Origin of the sequence: Acetobacterium sp. (assembly GCF_030652775.1) — a bacterium.
Classification (GTDB): Bacteria; Bacillota; Clostridia; order Eubacteriales; family Eubacteriaceae; genus Acetobacterium.
In genome coordinates this window covers 14,091-32,135 of the sequence record NZ_JAUSPS010000010.1, presented here as the reverse complement: position 1 = coordinate 32,135, position 18,045 = coordinate 14,091, and the positions used below count along the sequence as shown (strand labels likewise).

General features: G+C 42.0%; 20 protein-coding genes. 17 read left to right on the top strand and 3 right to left on the bottom strand.

Translation table 11 applies throughout. The annotated features are described in order from the left end of the window. Positions 1-19 precede the first annotated feature (19 nt). Entirely contained in the window at positions 20-946 is a 927-nt protein-coding gene (locus Q7J41_RS01325) for an SDR family NAD(P)-dependent oxidoreductase (RefSeq protein ID WP_304884500.1), read from the top strand. 115 nt (positions 947-1,061) lie between these two features. Here the strand turns inward: Q7J41_RS01325 and Q7J41_RS01320 are convergent, their stop codons facing one another. Next, the gene (locus Q7J41_RS01320) at positions 1,062-1,811 is read right to left on the bottom strand and encodes a response regulator transcription factor (RefSeq protein ID WP_304884498.1); all 750 of its coding nucleotides are present in this window, start codon (positions 1,809-1,811) and stop codon (positions 1,062-1,064) included. A gap of 312 nt (positions 1,812-2,123) precedes the next feature. Between Q7J41_RS01320 and Q7J41_RS01315 the strand changes: the two genes are divergently transcribed. The 4 genes from Q7J41_RS01315 (at position 2,124) to Q7J41_RS01300 (ending at position 7,029) form a co-directional block, all read left to right on the top strand. Next, a complete protein-coding gene (locus tag Q7J41_RS01315) occupies positions 2,124-2,807 on the top strand; it encodes a response regulator transcription factor (RefSeq protein WP_304884639.1) in 684 nt (227 codons plus the stop codon). Then, complete coding sequence (locus Q7J41_RS01310; RefSeq protein WP_304884496.1) at positions 2,797-3,810, top strand: HAMP domain-containing sensor histidine kinase; 1,014 nt, start codon at positions 2,797-2,799, stop codon at positions 3,808-3,810. Before Q7J41_RS01315 ends, Q7J41_RS01310 begins: the two co-directional genes overlap by 11 nt. Positions 3,811-3,952: 142 nt before the next feature. Next, on the top strand, positions 3,953-4,621 hold the full coding sequence (locus tag Q7J41_RS01305) for an ABC transporter ATP-binding protein (RefSeq protein WP_304884494.1): 669 nt from the start codon (positions 3,953-3,955) through the stop codon (positions 4,619-4,621). Further along, positions 4,618-7,029 (top strand): FtsX-like permease family protein, encoded by a 2,412-nt coding sequence (locus Q7J41_RS01300; protein WP_304884492.1) that lies wholly within the window; start codon positions 4,618-4,620, stop codon positions 7,027-7,029. The genes Q7J41_RS01305 and Q7J41_RS01300 overlap by 4 nt, the downstream gene beginning before the upstream one ends. 126 nt (positions 7,030-7,155) lie before the next feature. On the opposite strand, the gene Q7J41_RS01295 is transcribed toward Q7J41_RS01300, so the two are convergent. Next, on the bottom strand, positions 7,156-8,088 hold the full coding sequence (locus Q7J41_RS01295; protein ID WP_304884490.1) for a YafY family protein: 933 nt from the start codon (positions 8,086-8,088) through the stop codon (positions 7,156-7,158). 120 nt (positions 8,089-8,208) lie between these two features. On the opposite strand from Q7J41_RS01295, the gene Q7J41_RS01290 reads away from it, so the two are divergent. The 10 genes from Q7J41_RS01290 (at position 8,209) to Q7J41_RS01245 (ending at position 14,661) form a co-directional block, all read left to right on the top strand. Beyond that, positions 8,209-8,688: a cysteine hydrolase family protein gene (locus Q7J41_RS01290; protein WP_304884488.1), complete on the top strand. Its 480-nt coding sequence runs from the start codon at positions 8,209-8,211 to the stop codon at positions 8,686-8,688. Between the two features lie 148 nt (positions 8,689-8,836). Next, positions 8,837-9,463 (top strand): type 1 glutamine amidotransferase family protein, encoded by a 627-nt coding sequence (locus tag Q7J41_RS01285; protein ID WP_304884486.1) that lies wholly within the window; start codon positions 8,837-8,839, stop codon positions 9,461-9,463. 143 nt (positions 9,464-9,606) lie between these two features. Beyond that, the gene (locus tag Q7J41_RS01280) at positions 9,607-10,233 is read left to right on the top strand and encodes a CatB-related O-acetyltransferase (protein WP_304884484.1); all 627 of its coding nucleotides are present in this window, start codon (positions 9,607-9,609) and stop codon (positions 10,231-10,233) included. Between the two features lie 200 nt (positions 10,234-10,433). Beyond that, entirely contained in the window at positions 10,434-10,880 is a 447-nt protein-coding gene (locus Q7J41_RS01275) for a DUF6194 family protein (RefSeq protein ID WP_304884483.1), read from the top strand. 37 nt (positions 10,881-10,917) lie between these two features. Continuing rightward, positions 10,918-11,625 (top strand): carboxylesterase, encoded by a 708-nt coding sequence (locus tag Q7J41_RS01270; protein WP_304884481.1) that lies wholly within the window; start codon positions 10,918-10,920, stop codon positions 11,623-11,625. Positions 11,626-11,657: 32 nt separating this feature from the next. After that, positions 11,658-12,404, top strand: coding sequence for an AAA family ATPase (locus tag Q7J41_RS01265; RefSeq protein WP_304884479.1), 747 nt, complete (start codon positions 11,658-11,660; stop codon positions 12,402-12,404). Between the two features lie 92 nt (positions 12,405-12,496). Beyond that, positions 12,497-12,730 carry an AbrB/MazE/SpoVT family DNA-binding domain-containing protein gene (locus Q7J41_RS01260; RefSeq protein WP_304884477.1) on the top strand — a complete coding sequence of 78 codons (234 nt, stop codon included), beginning with the start codon at positions 12,497-12,499 and terminating at the stop codon, positions 12,728-12,730. Further along, positions 12,727-13,563 carry an ABC transporter ATP-binding protein gene (locus Q7J41_RS01255; RefSeq protein WP_304884475.1) on the top strand — a complete coding sequence of 279 codons (837 nt, stop codon included), beginning with the start codon at positions 12,727-12,729 and terminating at the stop codon, positions 13,561-13,563. Before Q7J41_RS01260 ends, Q7J41_RS01255 begins: the two co-directional genes overlap by 4 nt. A gap of 7 nt (positions 13,564-13,570) precedes the next feature. Beyond that, positions 13,571-14,218, top strand: coding sequence for an ABC-2 transporter permease (locus Q7J41_RS01250; RefSeq protein WP_304884473.1), 648 nt, complete (start codon positions 13,571-13,573; stop codon positions 14,216-14,218). 23 nt (positions 14,219-14,241) lie between these two features. Then, on the top strand, positions 14,242-14,661 hold the full coding sequence (locus tag Q7J41_RS01245; RefSeq protein ID WP_304884472.1) for a pyridoxamine 5'-phosphate oxidase family protein: 420 nt from the start codon (positions 14,242-14,244) through the stop codon (positions 14,659-14,661). Positions 14,662-14,799: 138 nt separating this feature from the next. Here Q7J41_RS01245 and Q7J41_RS01240 read toward each other — a convergent pair whose 3' ends face one another. Further along, a complete protein-coding gene (locus tag Q7J41_RS01240) occupies positions 14,800-15,648 on the bottom strand; it encodes an AraC family transcriptional regulator (RefSeq protein ID WP_304884471.1) in 849 nt (282 codons plus the stop codon). Between the two features lie 452 nt (positions 15,649-16,100). Between Q7J41_RS01240 and Q7J41_RS01235 the strand changes: the two genes are divergently transcribed. Both Q7J41_RS01235 and Q7J41_RS01230 read left to right on the top strand, forming a co-directional pair. After that, entirely contained in the window at positions 16,101-16,934 is an 834-nt protein-coding gene (locus Q7J41_RS01235; protein WP_304884469.1) for a pentapeptide repeat-containing protein, read from the top strand. Positions 16,935-17,123: 189 nt separating this feature from the next. Next, positions 17,124-18,011, top strand: coding sequence for a fructose bisphosphate aldolase (locus tag Q7J41_RS01230; protein WP_304884468.1), 888 nt, complete (start codon positions 17,124-17,126; stop codon positions 18,009-18,011). The last annotated feature ends 34 nt before the right edge of the window (positions 18,012-18,045 follow it).

Genomic DNA, 18,045 nt, shown 5'->3' with positions numbered 1-18,045 from the left:
AGTTAGGGGAGACGATTTTATGAAAATGGATGCCAATACAATCTTAGCAATGGCGGAAAAAAGTACCCAGCAAATTCGTAGTCTACCGGAAGTGTTCGGCAAGGATCTGGCGGGTAAGGTGGCAATCGTAACCGGTGGCGCCACTGGGTTGGGTTATAACGTCGTAAACCGTTTAGCCGAGGCCGGCGTGCGGGTGGTCATTGCATCGCGAAAAGAAATGACCGGGATGAAGGCCGAGGCTGATTTTCGGGCCAGAGATTTTGAAGTAAAGTGGTTCCAGACCGATGTTAACAAGGTGTCTGACTGTTATGCCGCAGTTGATTATGCGGTGGCACAATACGGCGGCGTTGATATTGTCGTGGCCAATGCCGCAGTATGGTCAATGTATTCGTTTCTGGATATGCCAGAAGAGGCTTTTGACACGGTGATCAACACCGATTTAAAGGGCGAATATTTTATTGCCCAGGCGGCTGCCCGGGTGATGGTTGCGCAAAAGACCAAGGGAAAAATTGTGTTCATTTCGTCAGTTGCTCATAAAGGCTCTGACGCCGCTAAATTGGGTACGATGACCCACTATAATGCAGCCAAGGGGGCGATTGTCAGTATGACAAAGGGAATTGCGAAAGAATTGCGCCAATACGGCATCAGTGTCAACTGTGTCGCACCTGGTGGGATGCTGACAGCCGGAGCCCTGACTAATGCTGCGGAAGCAGTTGGTCTGTATGGACCGGAGTTTGCTGAGGAACGCGGCAAATACGGTCGCGAGACACCGATGGTCATGAATCCTGACGAGGTGGCGCTGGTGGTATTGGCGATGTGTACTGCGATGTCGGACTTCATCGTTGGTGAGACCATTGATGTGGATGGTGGCTCACTGCTCAGTTATCAGGCGAGGCCATGGAGTTACACCGTTGCCGGCTGTATTCCGGGGCCGAAAGCGGACTGACCAAATCAGGTCAATCAATAATTGAATAGATTGCGGATTTGATCCCCCTGAGTAGATGCGCCTCCCAAAGGCGACTACTCCAGGGGGATTTTATTTAGCGATATAATTGTTCTACTTAAGCCAGTAACCGGACGAGCAGTTCCTGGAGGTTGGAAACATGCATCTTTTCATAGATATGAGCGATATGTTTATTGGTAGTGGACTGGGAGATGTAAAGCGATTGACTGATGACCGCTGGCGAAATCCCCTGGCACAGCAGATTGGCAATTTCGATCTCGCGGGAGGTCAGGTTTGTGGTTTCCCAGGAAATCTGATCAACAGCTTGTCGGCTTGTCTGCTGCGTGAAAAAATTCTTATGCAGATTGTTTAACTGTGGAACCGCCAGGGACAGGGTCATAAACTCGGTCTCGGTAAAGTTTTCATCTTTTGTTTTGTCCAGGGCAAACAAGGTTCGCGGCTTGCCGTTTAGATCAAACAGCGCAAAACCAAGAGAGTATTTAACCCCCCGGGGAGGAATATAATTAGAAACAAACTCGGTGGGTGGTTCTTTTTTCCAGGCTCGGATATTGATGGTTGGTTTAGCAGGGTTTTCGCGTAAATTTTTCACCAGGCTATAATAGCCGGTCTTACTTTTTGAGTAGTATTCGAGGTACATGGTACTCCATTGTTTGTCAATATTGTGGAGATACTGATTACACACCTTGCCATTGCCATCGAGAAAATAGACAAGGGACTGATCGAAGTCGCATAGATTGCCAAGGCCGGCCAAAATTTCGGCGCAAAAGGCTTTCAGGTCATGCATATTTCCGCAGGTCAGAGTAAACTCATAAATTTTTTGCCAGGGGATATTTACATTCGTGTTCATCTTCATTCCTTCCATATTTGTGTCAGGAATATCCCTTTCCCACTGCCATTTCTTTTATCATTTGGATAGTTGAATTTTAATGGTAAAATGTAATAAAGTCAAGTTGGATCAATGAGTGAGAAAGATTTATGAAAAATTGATGATTCAAGTCACTATAAAAAGCAGGCCGAAAAAACGCTTGCAACTGAAACCGGAAAATGATAGCTTAAAGCGAGCGGCACTGATAAAATAACCAGGAAAAATGATCAGGGCGCAGACCAATAATGGCGAATGCACTAAATACGAATACACTAAAAGGATGGGAATGGTATGATGAAGGTATTGATTGTCGAAGATGACAAGGTGTTGAATCACACCTTGGCCTATAATCTTATTTCAGCGGGATATCAGGTGACTTCGACCTACAATTTTAAAGAAGCTGACAGCACGCTGGAGCTGAGTCAGGTTGATCTGATCGTTTTAGACGTGAATCTGCCCGATGGCAATGGTTTTGATTTATGTAGAAAATGGCGTGACCAAATCGATACACCAATTATTTTTTTAACCGCCAATGATCTCGAAAGTGATATTTTAAAGGGGTTTGAACTGGGGGCCGAAGATTACATCACCAAGCCGTTTTTGATTAGCGTCATGCTGAAAAAGATCGCCGTGATTATCAAAAGAAATGGCGGTAGTGTTGAGAAGCATATTTATAACGACGGCAATCTGATCATTGATTTCTCAGAGCGAAAAGCCAGTCTTGGTGGAAACGCCATCGAGCTTAGCAGCAACGAATACAAGCTGCTTGACATTTTTATCAAAAACAGCCAGACGGTGCTGACAAGACGGCTGCTACTGGAAAAATTGTGGGATTGCAACGAGAACTTTGTCGATGAAAATGCTCTGACCATGATGATCAGCCGGATCAGATCAAAGATTGACACCAGGGACAAAAAACATCTCAAAACCATTTATGGGATGGGTTATCAATGGATGGGGGTGCCCGATGAGAAATAAGCTTTGGGGGGGCGTGGCAATCTTGCTAAGCGTTGCTTACTGTGGTTTTATATTTTTGCTATTCCATCATCCCCTGGCAACCGCAGTTTCGGCGCTACTCTGTCTGTTTTTTATTTTGAACGGCTATTTTGTGAAACGCAGAGATGAAAAGATCATTAGCGCAATCACGGATGACATCAGCGAAAATCTGGAGTTGCTGTTTAATGATGATTATCAAAACGTCAATGCCCTGGATTTATTGGATGAAACACTGATTTCAAAGATTAACCAGAAAATTGTCCGCATCGCCGACGTATTAAAAATAGCGACAGAAAAATCAACCACTGAAAAAAAGGTGCTGGAGGGTTTTATTTCGGATATATCGCATCAGGTAAAAACGCCAATGACCAATTTAAAAATGCTGCACGAAACCATCCAGGATCGCGATCTGCCGGAGCAGACCAGAAATGAACTGCTCAAATTAATGGGAACTCAGCTTGAAAAGCTGGAATTTTTACTATCCTTCATGGTAAAAGCGTCACGATTGGAAGCGGGCCTGATTCAACTTAAAAGGCAGCCAGAAAATTTGTTTGATACGCTGGCAGCAGCCTTGTCGGATATAACCGTTCCGGCCGAAAAAAAGCAGATCCAGATCACCGTTAATTGTCCAGAGGAATACCGCTTAAACCATGATTTAAAATGGACGGCGGAAGCCTTGTTCAATGTGCTGGAGAATGCGGTGAAGTACTCACCGGATCACAGTTTCATCACCGTTGAGGTCAAACGATGCGAAATGTATACCCGAATCACTATCACCGATCAGGGCAAAGGGATTCCCGAAGCGCATTATGGGAAGATCTTTCAGCGATTTTACCGGGAGCAAGCAAATCTGGAGATTGAGGGAATTGGAATCGGTCTTTATCTGGCCCGTGAAATCATACAGAAGCAGAACGGCTATATGATGGTGCGCTCTGTTATCGGCGAGGGCTCAACCTTTTCTATTTTTTTGCCCAATGCTTTTTAAAATTGTCAAAGTAGCGTTAATCCTAACCGGCTTGTTAGAATTGATGCTCTTTTTTAGTTAATTTCGTATTCATTTCATGAGAACTGTTATATTTTGGTTAGTTTGTCTTGCTATACTGGCGCAAACAGGAGGAATCAATTTGATGAAAATACTGGAAACGAAAAATTTAAAAAAATATTACGGAAAAGAAGAAAATTGCGTCAAAGCCCTTGATGGTATCGAACTCGCAGTTGAGAAAGGCGAGTTTTTAGCGATTGTCGGGACATCGGGCAGCGGAAAATCGACACTGCTCCATATGTTGGGCGGACTGGACGTTCCCACCGCTGGAAATGTAACGATAGGCGGTAAAGAAATTTCGCAGATGTCCGATGAGCAGCTGACTATCTTTCGGCGGCGACAGATTGGCTTTGTGTTTCAAAACTACAATCTGGTCTCGATGCTGAACGTCTACGAGAATATTGTCTTGCCCCTGGAACTCGATGGCAACAAGCCGGACCGCAACTATATCCGTGCAATTATTGAGCTGCTGCACTTACAGACGATGACGCAGCGCTTCCCCAATAATCTCTCCGGGGGACAGCAACAGCGGGTCGCCCTGGCGAGGGCCTTAGCATCAAAGCCGGCGATTGTGCTGGCGGATGAGCCGACGGGAAATTTAGACAGTAAAACCAGTCAGGAAGTGCTGGGTCTTTTAAAAATGAGCATCAAAAAATTCGGCCAGACGCTGGTGATGATCACCCATAACACTGAAATCGCTCAACTTGCGGACCGCATCATTCGCATTGAGGATGGAAAGATCGTAAAACGATGAAAACGGCAAAAAAAATCATAAACAACAATCAGGCCATTATTCGTCATCTTGCCATGCGCAGTATCAAAACCAGTAAAACAAGAAATCTCTTTATCCTCATAACCATTGCCCTGTCCGTCAGTTTGCTGGGGGTGATGGCATTGTTCACCTCGGCCCAGGGTATTGAACTAAAAAGACAGGTAGCGATGATGCAGCATGTCACCTATATGAATGTAAATGCGGCCCAGATTGCCGCGCTGGAGAGCGAAGAACAGGTTGAATTTATGACTCTGGATAAATTGGGTCAGGGCTTTGAACTAAATGGAGAAATGATCCAGCCAGTTTATTATGAGGAAATAACGGCGCCGATTAAAACAACTGCGGTTATCGAAGGCAGCTATCCCCATCAATTCAATGAAATTGCGGTTAACAAATCCTTGATGAAGGTACTGGGCGTGCCGGCCACGATCGGGGAGACGGTTTCTCTGACCTTTCTGGATGGGGAAACCGAAACCTTTATCGTTTGCGGATTTTTAGAAGAAGCGGAGGTTACCAAGGTCTATCCGCTAATCTTTTCCCGGGAATATGCCGAGAATGGACCACAATTAAAGGATGTCGCCTATCATGCACTTTGTCGAATTCAGGGGGCCGAGGGTATGTCTGAGCAGGAGTTTCTGGATACCATTCGTAGCATTGGTGCAGAGGCCGGAATCGAACGAAAAAACATCAATGAAAACAACTATTTTTCCAATTCGCTGACGATGTCGGCCATGAATGTTGGGGTAGCTGTCGGCGTTGGTATCGGCATCCTGCTGGTTAGTGTATTGGTTATCTACAGTGTCTTCTATCTTTCGGTGGTCGGCAGAATCCGGCAGTTTGGGCAACTGCGAACACTGGGAGCAACCAAAAAACAGATTAGGGCCTTAGTCAGACGGGAAGGGGTTTTGCTCTGCCTGATCGGGTCGATGGCAGGCTTTCTGATTGCCTGGCCGATCGCTTATTATATCAAGCCGGGCGGCTGGGACTGGGAAAGCACCCTGATTGTCAGTTTGATCATCCTGCTGGCCGATCTGATCACTGTGTTGATTTCTATCCGAAAACCGGCAAAACTGGCAGCCTCTGTTACGTCGATTGAGGCATCGCTTTTTTCACAGTACCGCCAGAGTCGAAAAAAAGAATCTAAAAGCATCAAACGGAAAATGACGCCGTTGCATCTGGCAATGATGAGTGCCGAAAGGAATCGCAAAAAAACACTATTGACGATGATTTCCCTGGGCGTTGGCGGGGTTATTTTTCTCTCCGGAGCGACATTTATCGGCTCCATGACAGCGGAGGATTATTCCCGACAGGGCTTTTATCAATGGGGTGAATACATCATCGCCTATGACTATAATGCCTCACAAACGATGGAGAACGGCAATGTCGGGATTCAGCTGAACAATCCTCTGAATCCCGAATTTATTGAAAGCATTAAAGAAATTGACGGCGTCAAAGCGGTACAAAGTTATCATAAAGCCCAAGTCAATTACGATTACAAGGATCAAGTCAACAATCAGGACAGCCTGGCTCCATTTACCCGGGAAGATCAGGAAAATGTTAGAAATGTCTTAGAAGAAGGCAACTTTGATTATGACGAAATGATTGCCAATGACGAACTGCTGATTGTTCTTAATGGCGTGGCGGAGGAAATATTTGGCTGGAAATTTGAAATGGGCGACACTGTCACCCTCCATTATTTCAACGGCACCGAGGAAGTAGAGAAAAATTTTAAGGTGGTCGGCGCCATCGATACTTATAGCGAAGTAACTTATAATTCCGGCTGGTTTCTCATTCCCCGGGAAAAGCTGGATCTCTTATTTCCTGGGGTTGACACCACTGAAACGCTGGTGGTCTCGGTTGATGATTTAGAATTGAGAGGGGCTGAGATTGAGCCGCAGATACAAAATCTGGTCAACGAAAATCCGCTCCTGGCAATGGATACGCTTAGAGAAGAGCTGATTGCCGATAAGATATCGTTCACTCTGATCAATCGAGTGATTCTGGGGCTGTCAATTTTTATTATCGCCTTTAGTCTGATCAATCTGATCAACACGCTGATGACCAATATTATTTCGCGTCGACAGGAGTTTTCAATGCTGCAATCAATCGGAATGACGAGTGGCCAATTGATGAAGATGGTTCAGGGCGAGGGATTAATTCTGGCGTTGGGGAATCTGGTTATTACCTTGATAGTGGGTACCGGGATGGGATACCTGCTGGTCCATCTGCTGCGGGAACTTGGCGCAACCTATATGCACTATCGCTTTCCGATTTGGTATTTTCTAGCATACCTTCTGGTCACATTGCTGGTGCCGGTTCTGGTTTCGGGTGTTTCAGTACGCTCTTTTCAAAACAATTCCTTGGTTGAACGATTGCGGGCGATGGAATAAAAAAATCTTCATAAAAAGAATAATAACGGGGTCAGGGCATATTTTTAAAGCTCTGGCCCCGTTAGTTTGCTTATTACAGATATCAGCCAGCATTGCGGGACATTAATTAAAATACTTTAAGAAGTATTAACTTTCGTATAGGGCAGCGATATCATGTATTCTACGCTTCATTTCTGTGCGGATATGTAACGGCTCTAAACACTCGCATTTATCCCCAAAACTGAAAAGAATATTGTAGTGGTATTCGTTCTCAATGAAAGGAAAACTAACAATGTAATGTTCCTCACCGTCTGGCGAAAAGTGTTCATAAGTGCAATAATCAAGGACCCTGTCCATGACAGATTTGTGGATGCGAATTTTGATTTTTGTTTGCATCGTTGCCAAAATATCAGTAAAATCTAACTGCGGTTTTTGATAATCTCGTGGCGTAAAAAATTCTGCTTGTATTTGTAGGTTTGATGTGCGGGATAGTTTAAATAAGCGAAAATCATTTCTTTTATGGCAATACCCTTGTAAGTACCAATGACTGCTTTTCAATAAAAGCTGATACGGCTCGGCTGTTCGTGCGGTTTTATTTCCGTAGCGGTCTGAATATTCAAAGGAAAGTAGCTTGCTTTCCTGTAAAGCTGTTTTGATCATTTCTAAATAGGGTTGTATGTTCTGGTTGCTCATCCACGGACTTAAATCGATAGCGATTTGATTTGCTTTTAAGTCAATGTCTTTGGCTCTGTCGGCAGGGATAAAACTCTTGACTTTCGCAAGGGCGTTTACCAGTTCATCACCTCGTATCATGTTGGAAAGACTGGAAAGCCCCATCAAGATAGCAGAAAGGTCGGCAGTCGAAAAAACATTTTTATCAATCTTGTATTGCTGCATGATTTCAAAGCCGCCGCCCACTCCCGATGCCCCGCGAACCGGAATACCCGCCATGTTGATCGTGTCTATGTCGCGGTAGATTGTACGGGGTGAAACTTCAAACAGATCGGCTAACTCCTGTGCGCCGATACGCTTTTTATCAAGGAGTATCATAATAATGCTAACAAGCCTGTCAACTTTCATCTGTCAGCCGCCTTCCAAAATTTATTATTATCATTATAGATTGTTGCCATACTGCTGTCAACAATTGCAAGGTATAATAAAAAAGTAACCAAATCAATCGACCGATCAGGAGGAAACACTATGAAAAAAGCCTTAGTAATAATCGATATTCAAAATGACATAACAAAGAATTACAAGGATGTTATTGGCAATATCAATAAAGCGATTGATTGGGCAGTCAATCATAATATTCGTGTTATTTATATCAGGCATGAAAATTTATCAGCCGGCACGAGGACTTTTAAACCCGATACATATGGGTCTGAATTAGCTTCAGACTTGAAAATAGTATCAAAAAATGTTTTTACAAAATACAAAGGAAACGCATTAAGCTGTGAAGAATTTACCGACTTTATTAGTAAAAATGAAATATGTGATTTCTACATAGCAGGAGCAGATGCTGTTGCTTGTGTCAAATCAACCTGTTACAACTTACGCAAAGCAAATTATGGCGTTAATGTCCTATCCGATTGCGTTACCAGTTATGATAAAAGGAAAATTGACGAAATGTTACGTTATTATGAAAGTAAAGGTAGTGAAATTATTTGTTTGAAGGAATGATTACAAAACAGAAACGGGCTTTAGGGGACAATAATAGCGGTTGTGATTAGTTTGGTTCTATGCGTTGCGGCAATTATTTGGTGGTACGAAGAAATAATAAAAGAAAATCATGATAAGATGAGAAGATTATTAAGAGGAGAAATTTAAGATGATTAGAACGATATATCTTTATGTCTGTGATACCATGGCAGATTGGGAAATTGGATATTTAACGGCAGAACTTAATTCCGGCAGATTTTTTAAGAAGGGGATAACGCCATGCAAAGTAGTAACCGTAGGCGTTGATGCGACACCAGTTACGACCATGGGCGGTTTGAAAATATTACCGGATATCAGTGTGGCCGAGTGCGATTTAAAAAGCGCAGATGCTCTGATTTTACCCGGCGGAGATACCTGGTTAGAGGCAATCCACGAACCGATCATCAATATAGCCGAGCAGGGTATTAAAGAAAACATGATTGTGGCGGCCATCTGTGGTGCGACAATGGGACTTGCCAAGAATGGGTTGCTGGATTCCAGATACCATACAAGCAATGATCTGGGATATCTCAAAATGGTCTGTCCGGATTATCAAGGTGAAGCATATTACAAAAATGACCCAGCGGTTACGGATGGAAACTTAATCACAGCGACCGGGGTTGCACCATTGGAATTTACGGTGGAAGTTCTGAAAGCTTTGGCGGTCTTTTCGCCAGAAACATTAGAGGCTTGGTATCCGCTTTATAAAACGCATGAATCGGAGTATTTTCATGCGTTAATGAACTCGATACAATAGCGAAGAGTGCTTTAGAAAAAAGACATCATGTCATCTTTGGTTAAATTAAAATGGAATAGAAAAGGTGGGAAAGCAATGAAATGCTGTATTGTAATTACTGGAATAGATCTGAAAGATAATTAAACTATTTAGGAGGATTTGAAATGTCTATTCCGGAAGAAAAAACATACCCTCGGACTGGTGATACCCAGACCATTTATCTAAATACTGTTATTAACAATCCCAATATTAAGGTTGGCGACTATACCATCTATAACGATTTTGTAAATAATCCCATTGATTTTGAAAAAAATAATGTGTTATATCATTATCCCATCAATCAGGATCAATTGATTATTGGTAAATTCTGTTCCATTGCCTGTGGTGCAAAGTTCATTTTTACCAGTGCCAATCATACCTTGAAGTCGTTATCGACTTATTCATTTCCGTTATTTTGGGAAGAATATGGCCTTGAGCAGAAAGATGTTACTCAGGCCTGGGATAAAAAGGGTGATATTGTGATTGGAAATGATGTCTGGATTGGCTATGAAGCCGTTATTATGTCGGGGGTTCAGATTGGCAATGGGGCAATCATCGGAACTAGAGCCGTTGTCACAAAGGATGTTGAGTCCTACACAATCATTGGCGGAGTACCCGCAAAGCCGATTAAAAAACGATTCGACGATAAAACAATTGAAAAATTGCAGTCGCTTTGTTGGTGGGACTGGAATAAAGATCAACTGCGTGGAAAATTAAATGATATTATGTGTGGGAATATCGGTCGATTATAAAAAGTGTTGCGAAAAAAAATGGCGAGGTATTGAGATAACAAATCTTGAGGCCTCGTTTTTTATTGTTGAATAGAAGGTTTTGTTTAAATGAGCGAAACTAAGAGGTATAATGGTTTTAAAAGCAGACATAGTTGGGGTAATATTAACATTGAGAACAGCGTAGCATTTGAGTAAATGTTAGAAGACGAGGTGAAGTTTTGATGAAAGCAAATCAGATATTAAACTATTGCACGGAGTATTTATCCGATACTGTTTTGGTAGAGAGCTGGGGTGAAAAAGGAATATTTTATAACCCCGATCATGCCTTGAAGCGTGGCGTTTATGTGTTGACTGTGAAAGAAAAAGATGGTGCCAACGATAAAGGCTCCAATCTGAACCGAGAAGGGATTTTTAGAACGAATATGGGATTGCGAAAACAAACATTTTCAGAATTGTTTGGGAGTAACCCGGCCCGCCCAGCAGCCGGTGAGGTTGTTAGGATGGAATATGATTTTACCTTATTGGATACGATTTTACCACATCCTGTATATGCCTGGATGGGATGGATCAGCATTTTGAACCCATCAGAGGATACCTTTGAGAAATTAAAACCGCTGATTGACGAATCCTATGCGTTTGCTATGGAAAAATTTAAAAAGAGAAAATGAATATCCGATTTAATAAAGAGACATGAATGGAGGGAAAATGATAAAACAAAAATTAACAATAGATGGTATTCCAGCGATTATTTGGGGCGAGAATTCCCCTAAAGTATTTATCGCTGTACACGGAAATATGTCAAGCAAATCCGATGATACAATTGTGATATTGGCAGAAAAACTAACACAATTAGGATATCAGGTGCTTAGCTTTGATCTGCCTGAGCATGGTGAACGTCGCAATGATCCAACGCCATGCAAGGTTCAATATTGCGTAAAAGATCTTTCTGCCATTATGGAATATGCAAAAACAAAATGGAATGAGATCAGTTTGTTTGCTTGTAGCATGGGTGCATATTTTAGTTTTCTTGCATACAAGGATGTTGATTTGAAGCAGTGCCTATTCCTGTCACCAGTTGTCGATATGGAGCGAATTATCAATAATATGATGTCGTGGTTTAGCATCAGCGAGACACAGTTACAAGCTGAAAAAGAAGTTTCAACCCCGATCGGACAGGTGTTATATTGGGATTATTATTGCTATGTTAAGGAACATCCCATTAATTTCTGGGATAAACCGACTGCAATTCTTTATGGCTCGGACGATGATTTATGTGAATTCGATACGGTTTCAAACTTCGCACAGCAATTTAATTGTGATCTAACCGTAATGGAACATGGCGAACATTACTTTCATACGGAAGAACAATTGGGATTTTTTAGGCGCTGGATAGAAAACCATATCATTGTTTAAATCAAATTCAGCCAAATTGGAAGGAGCCTAAGATGGAACAAAATTATATCAGTAGTGTGCGACTCAGTTCACCAGTGGATGAAGCCTCTTATCTTCACCACTTGATGGTGGTACACCATCTGACACAGATGAAAGAGCTGTATTTTCCCAAAGCAGTGACCTTTTTAGTCGGTGAAAACGGCACGGGAAAGTCAACTTTACTGGAAGCGATCGCAGTGGCCTTTGGTTTTAATGCTGAAGGTGGTACGCGCAATTTTAGCTTTTCTACCAGCTCAACCCACTCTGATTTACATCGTCACCTGACTCTTTCGCGAAGAGCCTATCCCAAGGATGGCTTTTTTTTAAGGGCCGAAAGTTTTTACAATGCGGCCAGTTATCTGGATGAGGTTTATGAAGCGGAATTCCAGAACCAGCTGCCAACCGCATACGGCGATCGGTCACTGCATAACCAGTCTCATGGTGAGAGCTTCCTGTCATTGGTGGAAAACCGCTTCAACGGAAATGGAATTTATCTGCTGGATGAGCCTGAAGCCGCACTTTCTCCCAGTCGGCTGATGACCCTGCTGGTTCATATAAACGAACTGGTACGGCAGAACTCCCAGTTTATTATCGCCACGCATTCGCCCATTCTGATGGCCTATCCGGAAGCAGAACTATATCAGTTGTCCGAAGAGGGCATCCAATCGGTAGATTATCGAGAAACGGAACATTATCAGCTGACCCGTCGATTCCTAGAGAATCCCGAAAAGATGCTGCATTACCTGCTGGCAGAGGATTGACAAAACCTTGGCAAAGGGATATTATTATAATATGTAGTACAAATCATACTTATTATACTTATTGTACTTGCCACATTGAATGGAGGAAAATAATGACTCAGCCAAAAGGAAAATATGCCTGGACTGTTAAGGTCGGTGAAAAAGGACAGATTGTCATTCCCAAAGAAGCAAGGGATGTCTTTAATATTAAACCAGGCGATACATTGATATTGCTGGGAGATGAAGAACAGGGGATTGCGATTCCCCCTAAAAATATGTTTGCTAAGATTTCGCAAATGGTTTTTGGCGGAAAGGACGCTGATTCAGACACGGGTGATGAAAAATGAGCGTCCTGGCGGTTAACAATTTATGCAAAAAATATGACCGTTTTGAACTCGATAATGTTTCTTTTGCATTGGAACAGGGCACCATCACCGGTTTTATTGGCCGTAATGGAGCCGGCAAGACTACGACCCTTAAGGCACTTCTGAACTTTGTTCATCCAGACGGAGGAGAGATTTTATTTTTCGGAAAGAGCTTTAAAGTGAGTGAGTTTGAAATCAAGCAAAAAATCGGTTTTGTTGCCGGTGGGATTAATTATTATCCCAAAAAGAAGATCAAGACAATTACAGCAACCACCCGGCGTTTTTATGAGAAATGGGATGAACAAGCCTATCAACATTATATGGAGCGCTTTGCACTGGACGAAAACAAAACCCCCGATGAATTATCTGAGGGAATGAAGGTGAAATATTCACTTGTTCTGGCGCTTTCACATCATGCGGAACTGTTAATTCTGGATGAACCCACCAGCGGTCTTGATCCGATTTCAAGAGATGACTTGCTTGATGTCTTTTTGGGACTAGCAAAAGATGGGATCACGATTTTATTTTCGACTCACATTACCTCAGATCTGGATAAATGTGCGGATAATATCATTTATATCCAGCATGGTAAAGTGCTAGCAGACAGCAATATTGAATCATTTTTAGCGCAGTACAAAGTTATGGAATTTTCAGACGAGCACCTGAGCGATGATTTAAGATCCAAACTGATCGGGTACAAGCCGATCAAGCATGGCTATAGTGCTTTAATTAAATCGATCGATGTGAATAATATCGATGAAAAAGTGACTGATGCGGATTTAGAATCGATTATGATTCATTTGGAAAAGGAGTGACATAGAAATGAATAATCTGCTTTACAAAGAATTCAAGCTGGCGATGCACCCGACCTCAGTTATTTTTTTATCTTTATCAGCAATGATGCTGATTCCTAATTATCCCTATTATGTGACATTTTTTTACACCAGTCTGGGGATCTTCTTTATGTGCTTAAGTGGGCGGGAAAATAACGATATTTTTTACACCATGACACTCCCGGTTTGCAAAAAAGATATTGTCAAATCACGATTCTTATTTGTCGTCATGATTCAGCTAGCTCAGGTATTAACGGCAATCCCCTTTGCATATATCAGAAGCTTATATGATTTGCCGGGAAATCTGATCGGGATTGATGCAAACACGGCCTTTTTCGGGTTAGCCTTTTTAATGATGGGGTTCTTCAATCTCGTTTTTTTTACCAATTACTTTAAAAATACCGACAAGGTTGGGGTTGCTTTTGGTTGGGGTAGTCTGGTGATGACCATTTATATGATCATTGCAGAAACAAGTGTCCATGTGGTGCCATTTATGCAAAAATATTTGGATACGAAAGATCCGGATTATATTGAATATAAGCTGGTGGTATTAGTCGTCGGTATCTTATTTTATAGTGTATTGACACTCGGCGCTTATAAAAAATCGGTAAGATCTTTTGAAGCATTGGATTTGTAGGGACAAAGGAGAAGAGGGTTTAAATGAATGATAAATATCAGACAATTGGGGATTTAATCGACCAGCAGAGTGCGGCATTTATAAGCTCTGTTGATGATAAAGGATTTCCCAATACAAAAGCGATGTTGCCACCAAGGAAAAGAGAAGGAATACGAACATTTTATTTTACTACTAATACGTCTTCGATGAGAGTGGCACAATATCGCAGTAATCCTAAGGCCTGCATATATTTTTGTGATAAACTTTTTTTTCGAGGAATAATGCTTAAAGGAACAATGGCGATTCTAGAGGATGTTAAAAGCAAAGAGATGATATGGCTCGAAGGCGATACAATGTATTATCCAGGGGGCGTAACAGATCCTGATTATTGTGTTTTGAAATTTACTGCTGAAACGGGAAGATTTTATAGTGATTTTAACTCAGAGGAATTCAATATAGTATAATATATAGTATTGTTTTTACATAAAATAATTTGCTGTTGGCGACTAAGATAAGAAAAAATGAGCTACCCTTCCGGTTTGGCAGTGCCAGCGTTCCAGAAGGGTGGCCAAATGATTTTAAGTGAGGGTATCACGTTTCGTTTATTTTTTAACCACCGGTATCCAAACTTCATACTGCGTATTTTGTGGATCGGCATTGATATAGACTTCGATGTCCGGGGCATTGCCGTATTCATACCCAGAAGTTGGCAGCCACTCGGTGACAATCCGTTGTTCTAATTCTTGAATGGACAGGTTTGTTCCACTGCCAGCGAAGATCGCCCATGTGGCAGCAGGAACCGTATATTCAGTTAAACTGTCATCGATGTTCTTCGTGCTTGCAACCGCAATAAAATATCGCCAGTCCTCGGTGTCATTGCAGACACTGACCCCCAGTAAACCCATTGGCTGTTGATCCATCAGCACCGCCAATTTTGGAATCGTTCCATCGGTAGTCGCCTGTTGCCACATTTGCGGCACAATTTCAAAGTTTTTTTCAATTTCCTTGTGCAAGGGTTGTCCCGTGCCAACAATTCGAAAAGCTGGTTTTTGTTCAATTCTGTAATTCATTTCCGTAACTCCTTTAATTGTAATTTTGAAGCTGATGGGCGGATAAGCACAGAGCTCAACGCTCCCTTCTTTAACATGTGAAGGGGCAACGCCGTGAATCGTTTTAAACGCTCGGTTAAATGCGGTGGGAGAAGTATAGCCATATTTCAAGGCCACATCAATTATTTTTTCTTCGCTACCATGAAGATCAACGGCTGCCAGTGTCATTCGCCGGCGGCGGATATATTCCGATAAGGGCACATTTGCCATGTAGGCAAACATCCGTTGAAAATGATAGGTTGAGCAACAGGCAATGGCGGCGACTTGCTCATAGTCAATGTCCTCAGCAATATTCTCCTCAATATAATTTATTGCGTTATTCAGTCTTTCAATCCATTCCATTTGTTCAGCTCCTTATTAATATTATAATGTTTCAAGATTATCTGTCCTCTCTTTTCATGCCCAAATAAGCGAGTTGGCTTTTATTATGCGAGAAATTGAGGTGGTTATTTGCGGATATCCCATTTGTAGATTATGCAGCAATCGGGATAATGGTGTTTGAATTTTAGGTTTGTAAACATATTATATAAGGTCAGATAAGGAATGACAAGAGCAATGACCATACCGAGCCGTTTAATATCCTAGTAAAGGGCATTGTAATACGACATCATTGAATGCTAATCAGTATAAGAAGGGTGAATTTCGTTTATCATTCATCAAAAGTGTGATATATTGATAAAATATCAGAGGGTTAAATCAAAAATAACAACAAGGTGGAGAAAGAGGGCGAGATAACCCTAATGGAGTAATGATGTGAACAGACCTGGTACGAAGAAAGGCTTAATGGTGGTTAGATGATGAAAATAGAAGTAACCAATAAATATGCGAATTTGGAAGCGGAACTTCAGATCGATTGTGAAAAATGCAGCGGTCTATGTTGCGTCGCTTTGTATTACACGAAAACTGATGGGTTTCCCGAAAACAAGCAGGCGGGGGTACCCTGTAAACACGTGATGACAGATTTTCGCTGTGATATCCATGCTCTTTTGAAAACGAAAAAGATGAAAGGGTGTCTGGCTTATGATTGCATTGGCGCCGGGCAGAAAGTGACCCAAAGCTGTTACCTCAATGAAAACTGGAAAACCAATCCGGACAAGGCCGATGAAATCTTTCGGGTCTTTATGAAGGTCTTTCAGCTCCATCAGATCGCCTGGTATTTATTGGAAGGGCTGTCTTTAGTCAGCGATGATCGTACTAAAGCGGAGATCGATGCGCTAATTGCAGAGAATATTCAAATGACCGCAACTACTGCGACTGAAATCCTGGTTATGGATATTGCCAGTTATAAAATGCGTGCTAATAAGGCGTTAAAAAAGGTGAGTGATCAAGTAGTGACGGATTCTTCTGATGGGACAGCCCATAAAGACTATTTTGGTAAAAACTTTAAACGAGCCAATCTTGATGGCCGAGATTTTAGTATGGCGTTGATGATTGCAGCCAATCTTAGCGGTTGCAGCCTGAAGAAAACCAACTTTTTGGGCGCTGATATGCGGGATGCGAACATCAAAGACACGGATTTAAGCGGCTGTATTTTTCTAACACAAATGCAGATTAATGCGGCTCAGGGAAATTCTAAAACTAAGCTTCCTACTAATTTATCACGACCTTCCAGCTGGCAAGGTGAGTGACCGTTAAGCAAGTGAGTAGCTATCAACTGAGCCAGGTGAGAGAATGTATAGAATACTTTCAAATAGGCACATTGGCGGGTTCGAAAAAGTCCCGGTAAAAATTCTTTTTTAAAAATTTAACCTTAAGGTGGTTTCAAAAGCTTTGAAAAGGTGTATAATACAATGGAGAAATAAAACACGGAGGTAGTTATGAATTTGTCACAGTTGGAACGAATGAAAAATGACAACGGTTTTATAGCGGCGTTGGATCAAAGCGGCGGTAGCACACCAAAAGCACTGGCAATTTATGGAATTCCCAAAGAAGCTTATGCTGATGAAGTAGAGATGTTTCAAATGGTTCACGAGATGCGTTCACGAATTATGAAGAGTCCTGCGTTTACCAAAGAACGGATACTGGCAGCGATCCTGTTTGAAAAAACAATGGATCTGAAAGTAGATGGAAAATATAGTGCCGATTATCTTTGGGATACTAAGGGAATCTTACCAATATTGAAAGTTGATAAGGGACTATTGGATTTGGAGAATGGCGTTCAACTAATGAAACCGATTGCTGATCTTGATGCGTTACTCATCCGGGCAAAAGATCGACATATATTTGGGACAAAAATGCGTTCTGTCATAAAAGAAGCTAATCCAACAGGGATCAAAGCCATTGTTGATCAACAATTTGAATTGGGCAAGGCCATCGTAGCGGCAGGGTTTATTCCAATTTTGGAGCCAGAGGTTGATATTCATACCCCTAATAAGGCCGAAGCCGAAGCCATGCTCAAACAAGAAATCCTCGAACACCTGAAAACGTTGGATCCGAATGTACAGGTTATGTTTAAGCTGACCATTCCCGATGTTGATAATTTTTATCAAGAGATTATCGTGCATCCAAATGTTGTCAGAACGGTTGCTCTATCGGGTGGTTATTCCCGAGAAGAATCAAATAAAAAATTGGCGAAGAATCCGAAACTGATAGCCAGTTTCTCAAGAGCACTAACCGAAGGACTCAATGCGAACCAAAGTGATGACGAATTTAATAAGACATTAGATGAATCGATCCAATCGATTTATGAGGCCTCAATTAAATAAAAATCACTGATGTTCGACATTAACATAAAGATTC

Excerpts from the sequence above, each read along its gene's own strand:
- Q7J41_RS01325 (WP_304884500.1), top strand. The coding sequence starts at position 20 with ATGAAAATGGATGCCAATACAATCTTAGCAATGGCGGAAAAAAGTACC.
- Q7J41_RS01320 (WP_304884498.1), bottom strand. The coding sequence starts at position 1,811 with ATGAACACGAATGTAAATATCCCCTGGCAAAAAATTTATGAGTTTACT.
- Q7J41_RS01315 (WP_304884639.1), top strand. The coding sequence starts at position 2,124 with ATGAAGGTATTGATTGTCGAAGATGACAAGGTGTTGAATCACACCTTG.
- Q7J41_RS01310 (WP_304884496.1), top strand. The coding sequence starts at position 2,797 with ATGAGAAATAAGCTTTGGGGGGGCGTGGCAATCTTGCTAAGCGTTGCT.
- Q7J41_RS01305 (WP_304884494.1), top strand. The coding sequence starts at position 3,953 with ATGAAAATACTGGAAACGAAAAATTTAAAAAAATATTACGGAAAAGAA.
- Q7J41_RS01300 (WP_304884492.1), top strand. The coding sequence starts at position 4,618 with ATGAAAACGGCAAAAAAAATCATAAACAACAATCAGGCCATTATTCGT.
- Q7J41_RS01295 (WP_304884490.1), bottom strand. The coding sequence starts at position 8,088 with ATGAAAGTTGACAGGCTTGTTAGCATTATTATGATACTCCTTGATAAA.
- Q7J41_RS01290 (WP_304884488.1), top strand. The coding sequence starts at position 8,209 with ATGAAAAAAGCCTTAGTAATAATCGATATTCAAAATGACATAACAAAG.
- Q7J41_RS01285 (WP_304884486.1), top strand. The coding sequence starts at position 8,837 with ATGATTAGAACGATATATCTTTATGTCTGTGATACCATGGCAGATTGG.
- Q7J41_RS01280 (WP_304884484.1), top strand. The coding sequence starts at position 9,607 with ATGTCTATTCCGGAAGAAAAAACATACCCTCGGACTGGTGATACCCAG.
- Q7J41_RS01275 (WP_304884483.1), top strand. The coding sequence starts at position 10,434 with ATGAAAGCAAATCAGATATTAAACTATTGCACGGAGTATTTATCCGAT.
- Q7J41_RS01270 (WP_304884481.1), top strand. The coding sequence starts at position 10,918 with ATGATAAAACAAAAATTAACAATAGATGGTATTCCAGCGATTATTTGG.
- Q7J41_RS01265 (WP_304884479.1), top strand. The coding sequence starts at position 11,658 with ATGGAACAAAATTATATCAGTAGTGTGCGACTCAGTTCACCAGTGGAT.
- Q7J41_RS01260 (WP_304884477.1), top strand. The coding sequence starts at position 12,497 with ATGACTCAGCCAAAAGGAAAATATGCCTGGACTGTTAAGGTCGGTGAA.
- Q7J41_RS01255 (WP_304884475.1), top strand. The coding sequence starts at position 12,727 with ATGAGCGTCCTGGCGGTTAACAATTTATGCAAAAAATATGACCGTTTT.
- Q7J41_RS01250 (WP_304884473.1), top strand. The coding sequence starts at position 13,571 with ATGAATAATCTGCTTTACAAAGAATTCAAGCTGGCGATGCACCCGACC.
- Q7J41_RS01245 (WP_304884472.1), top strand. The coding sequence starts at position 14,242 with ATGAATGATAAATATCAGACAATTGGGGATTTAATCGACCAGCAGAGT.
- Q7J41_RS01240 (WP_304884471.1), bottom strand. The coding sequence starts at position 15,648 with ATGGAATGGATTGAAAGACTGAATAACGCAATAAATTATATTGAGGAG.
- Q7J41_RS01235 (WP_304884469.1), top strand. The coding sequence starts at position 16,101 with ATGATGAAAATAGAAGTAACCAATAAATATGCGAATTTGGAAGCGGAA.
- Q7J41_RS01230 (WP_304884468.1), top strand. The coding sequence starts at position 17,124 with ATGAATTTGTCACAGTTGGAACGAATGAAAAATGACAACGGTTTTATA.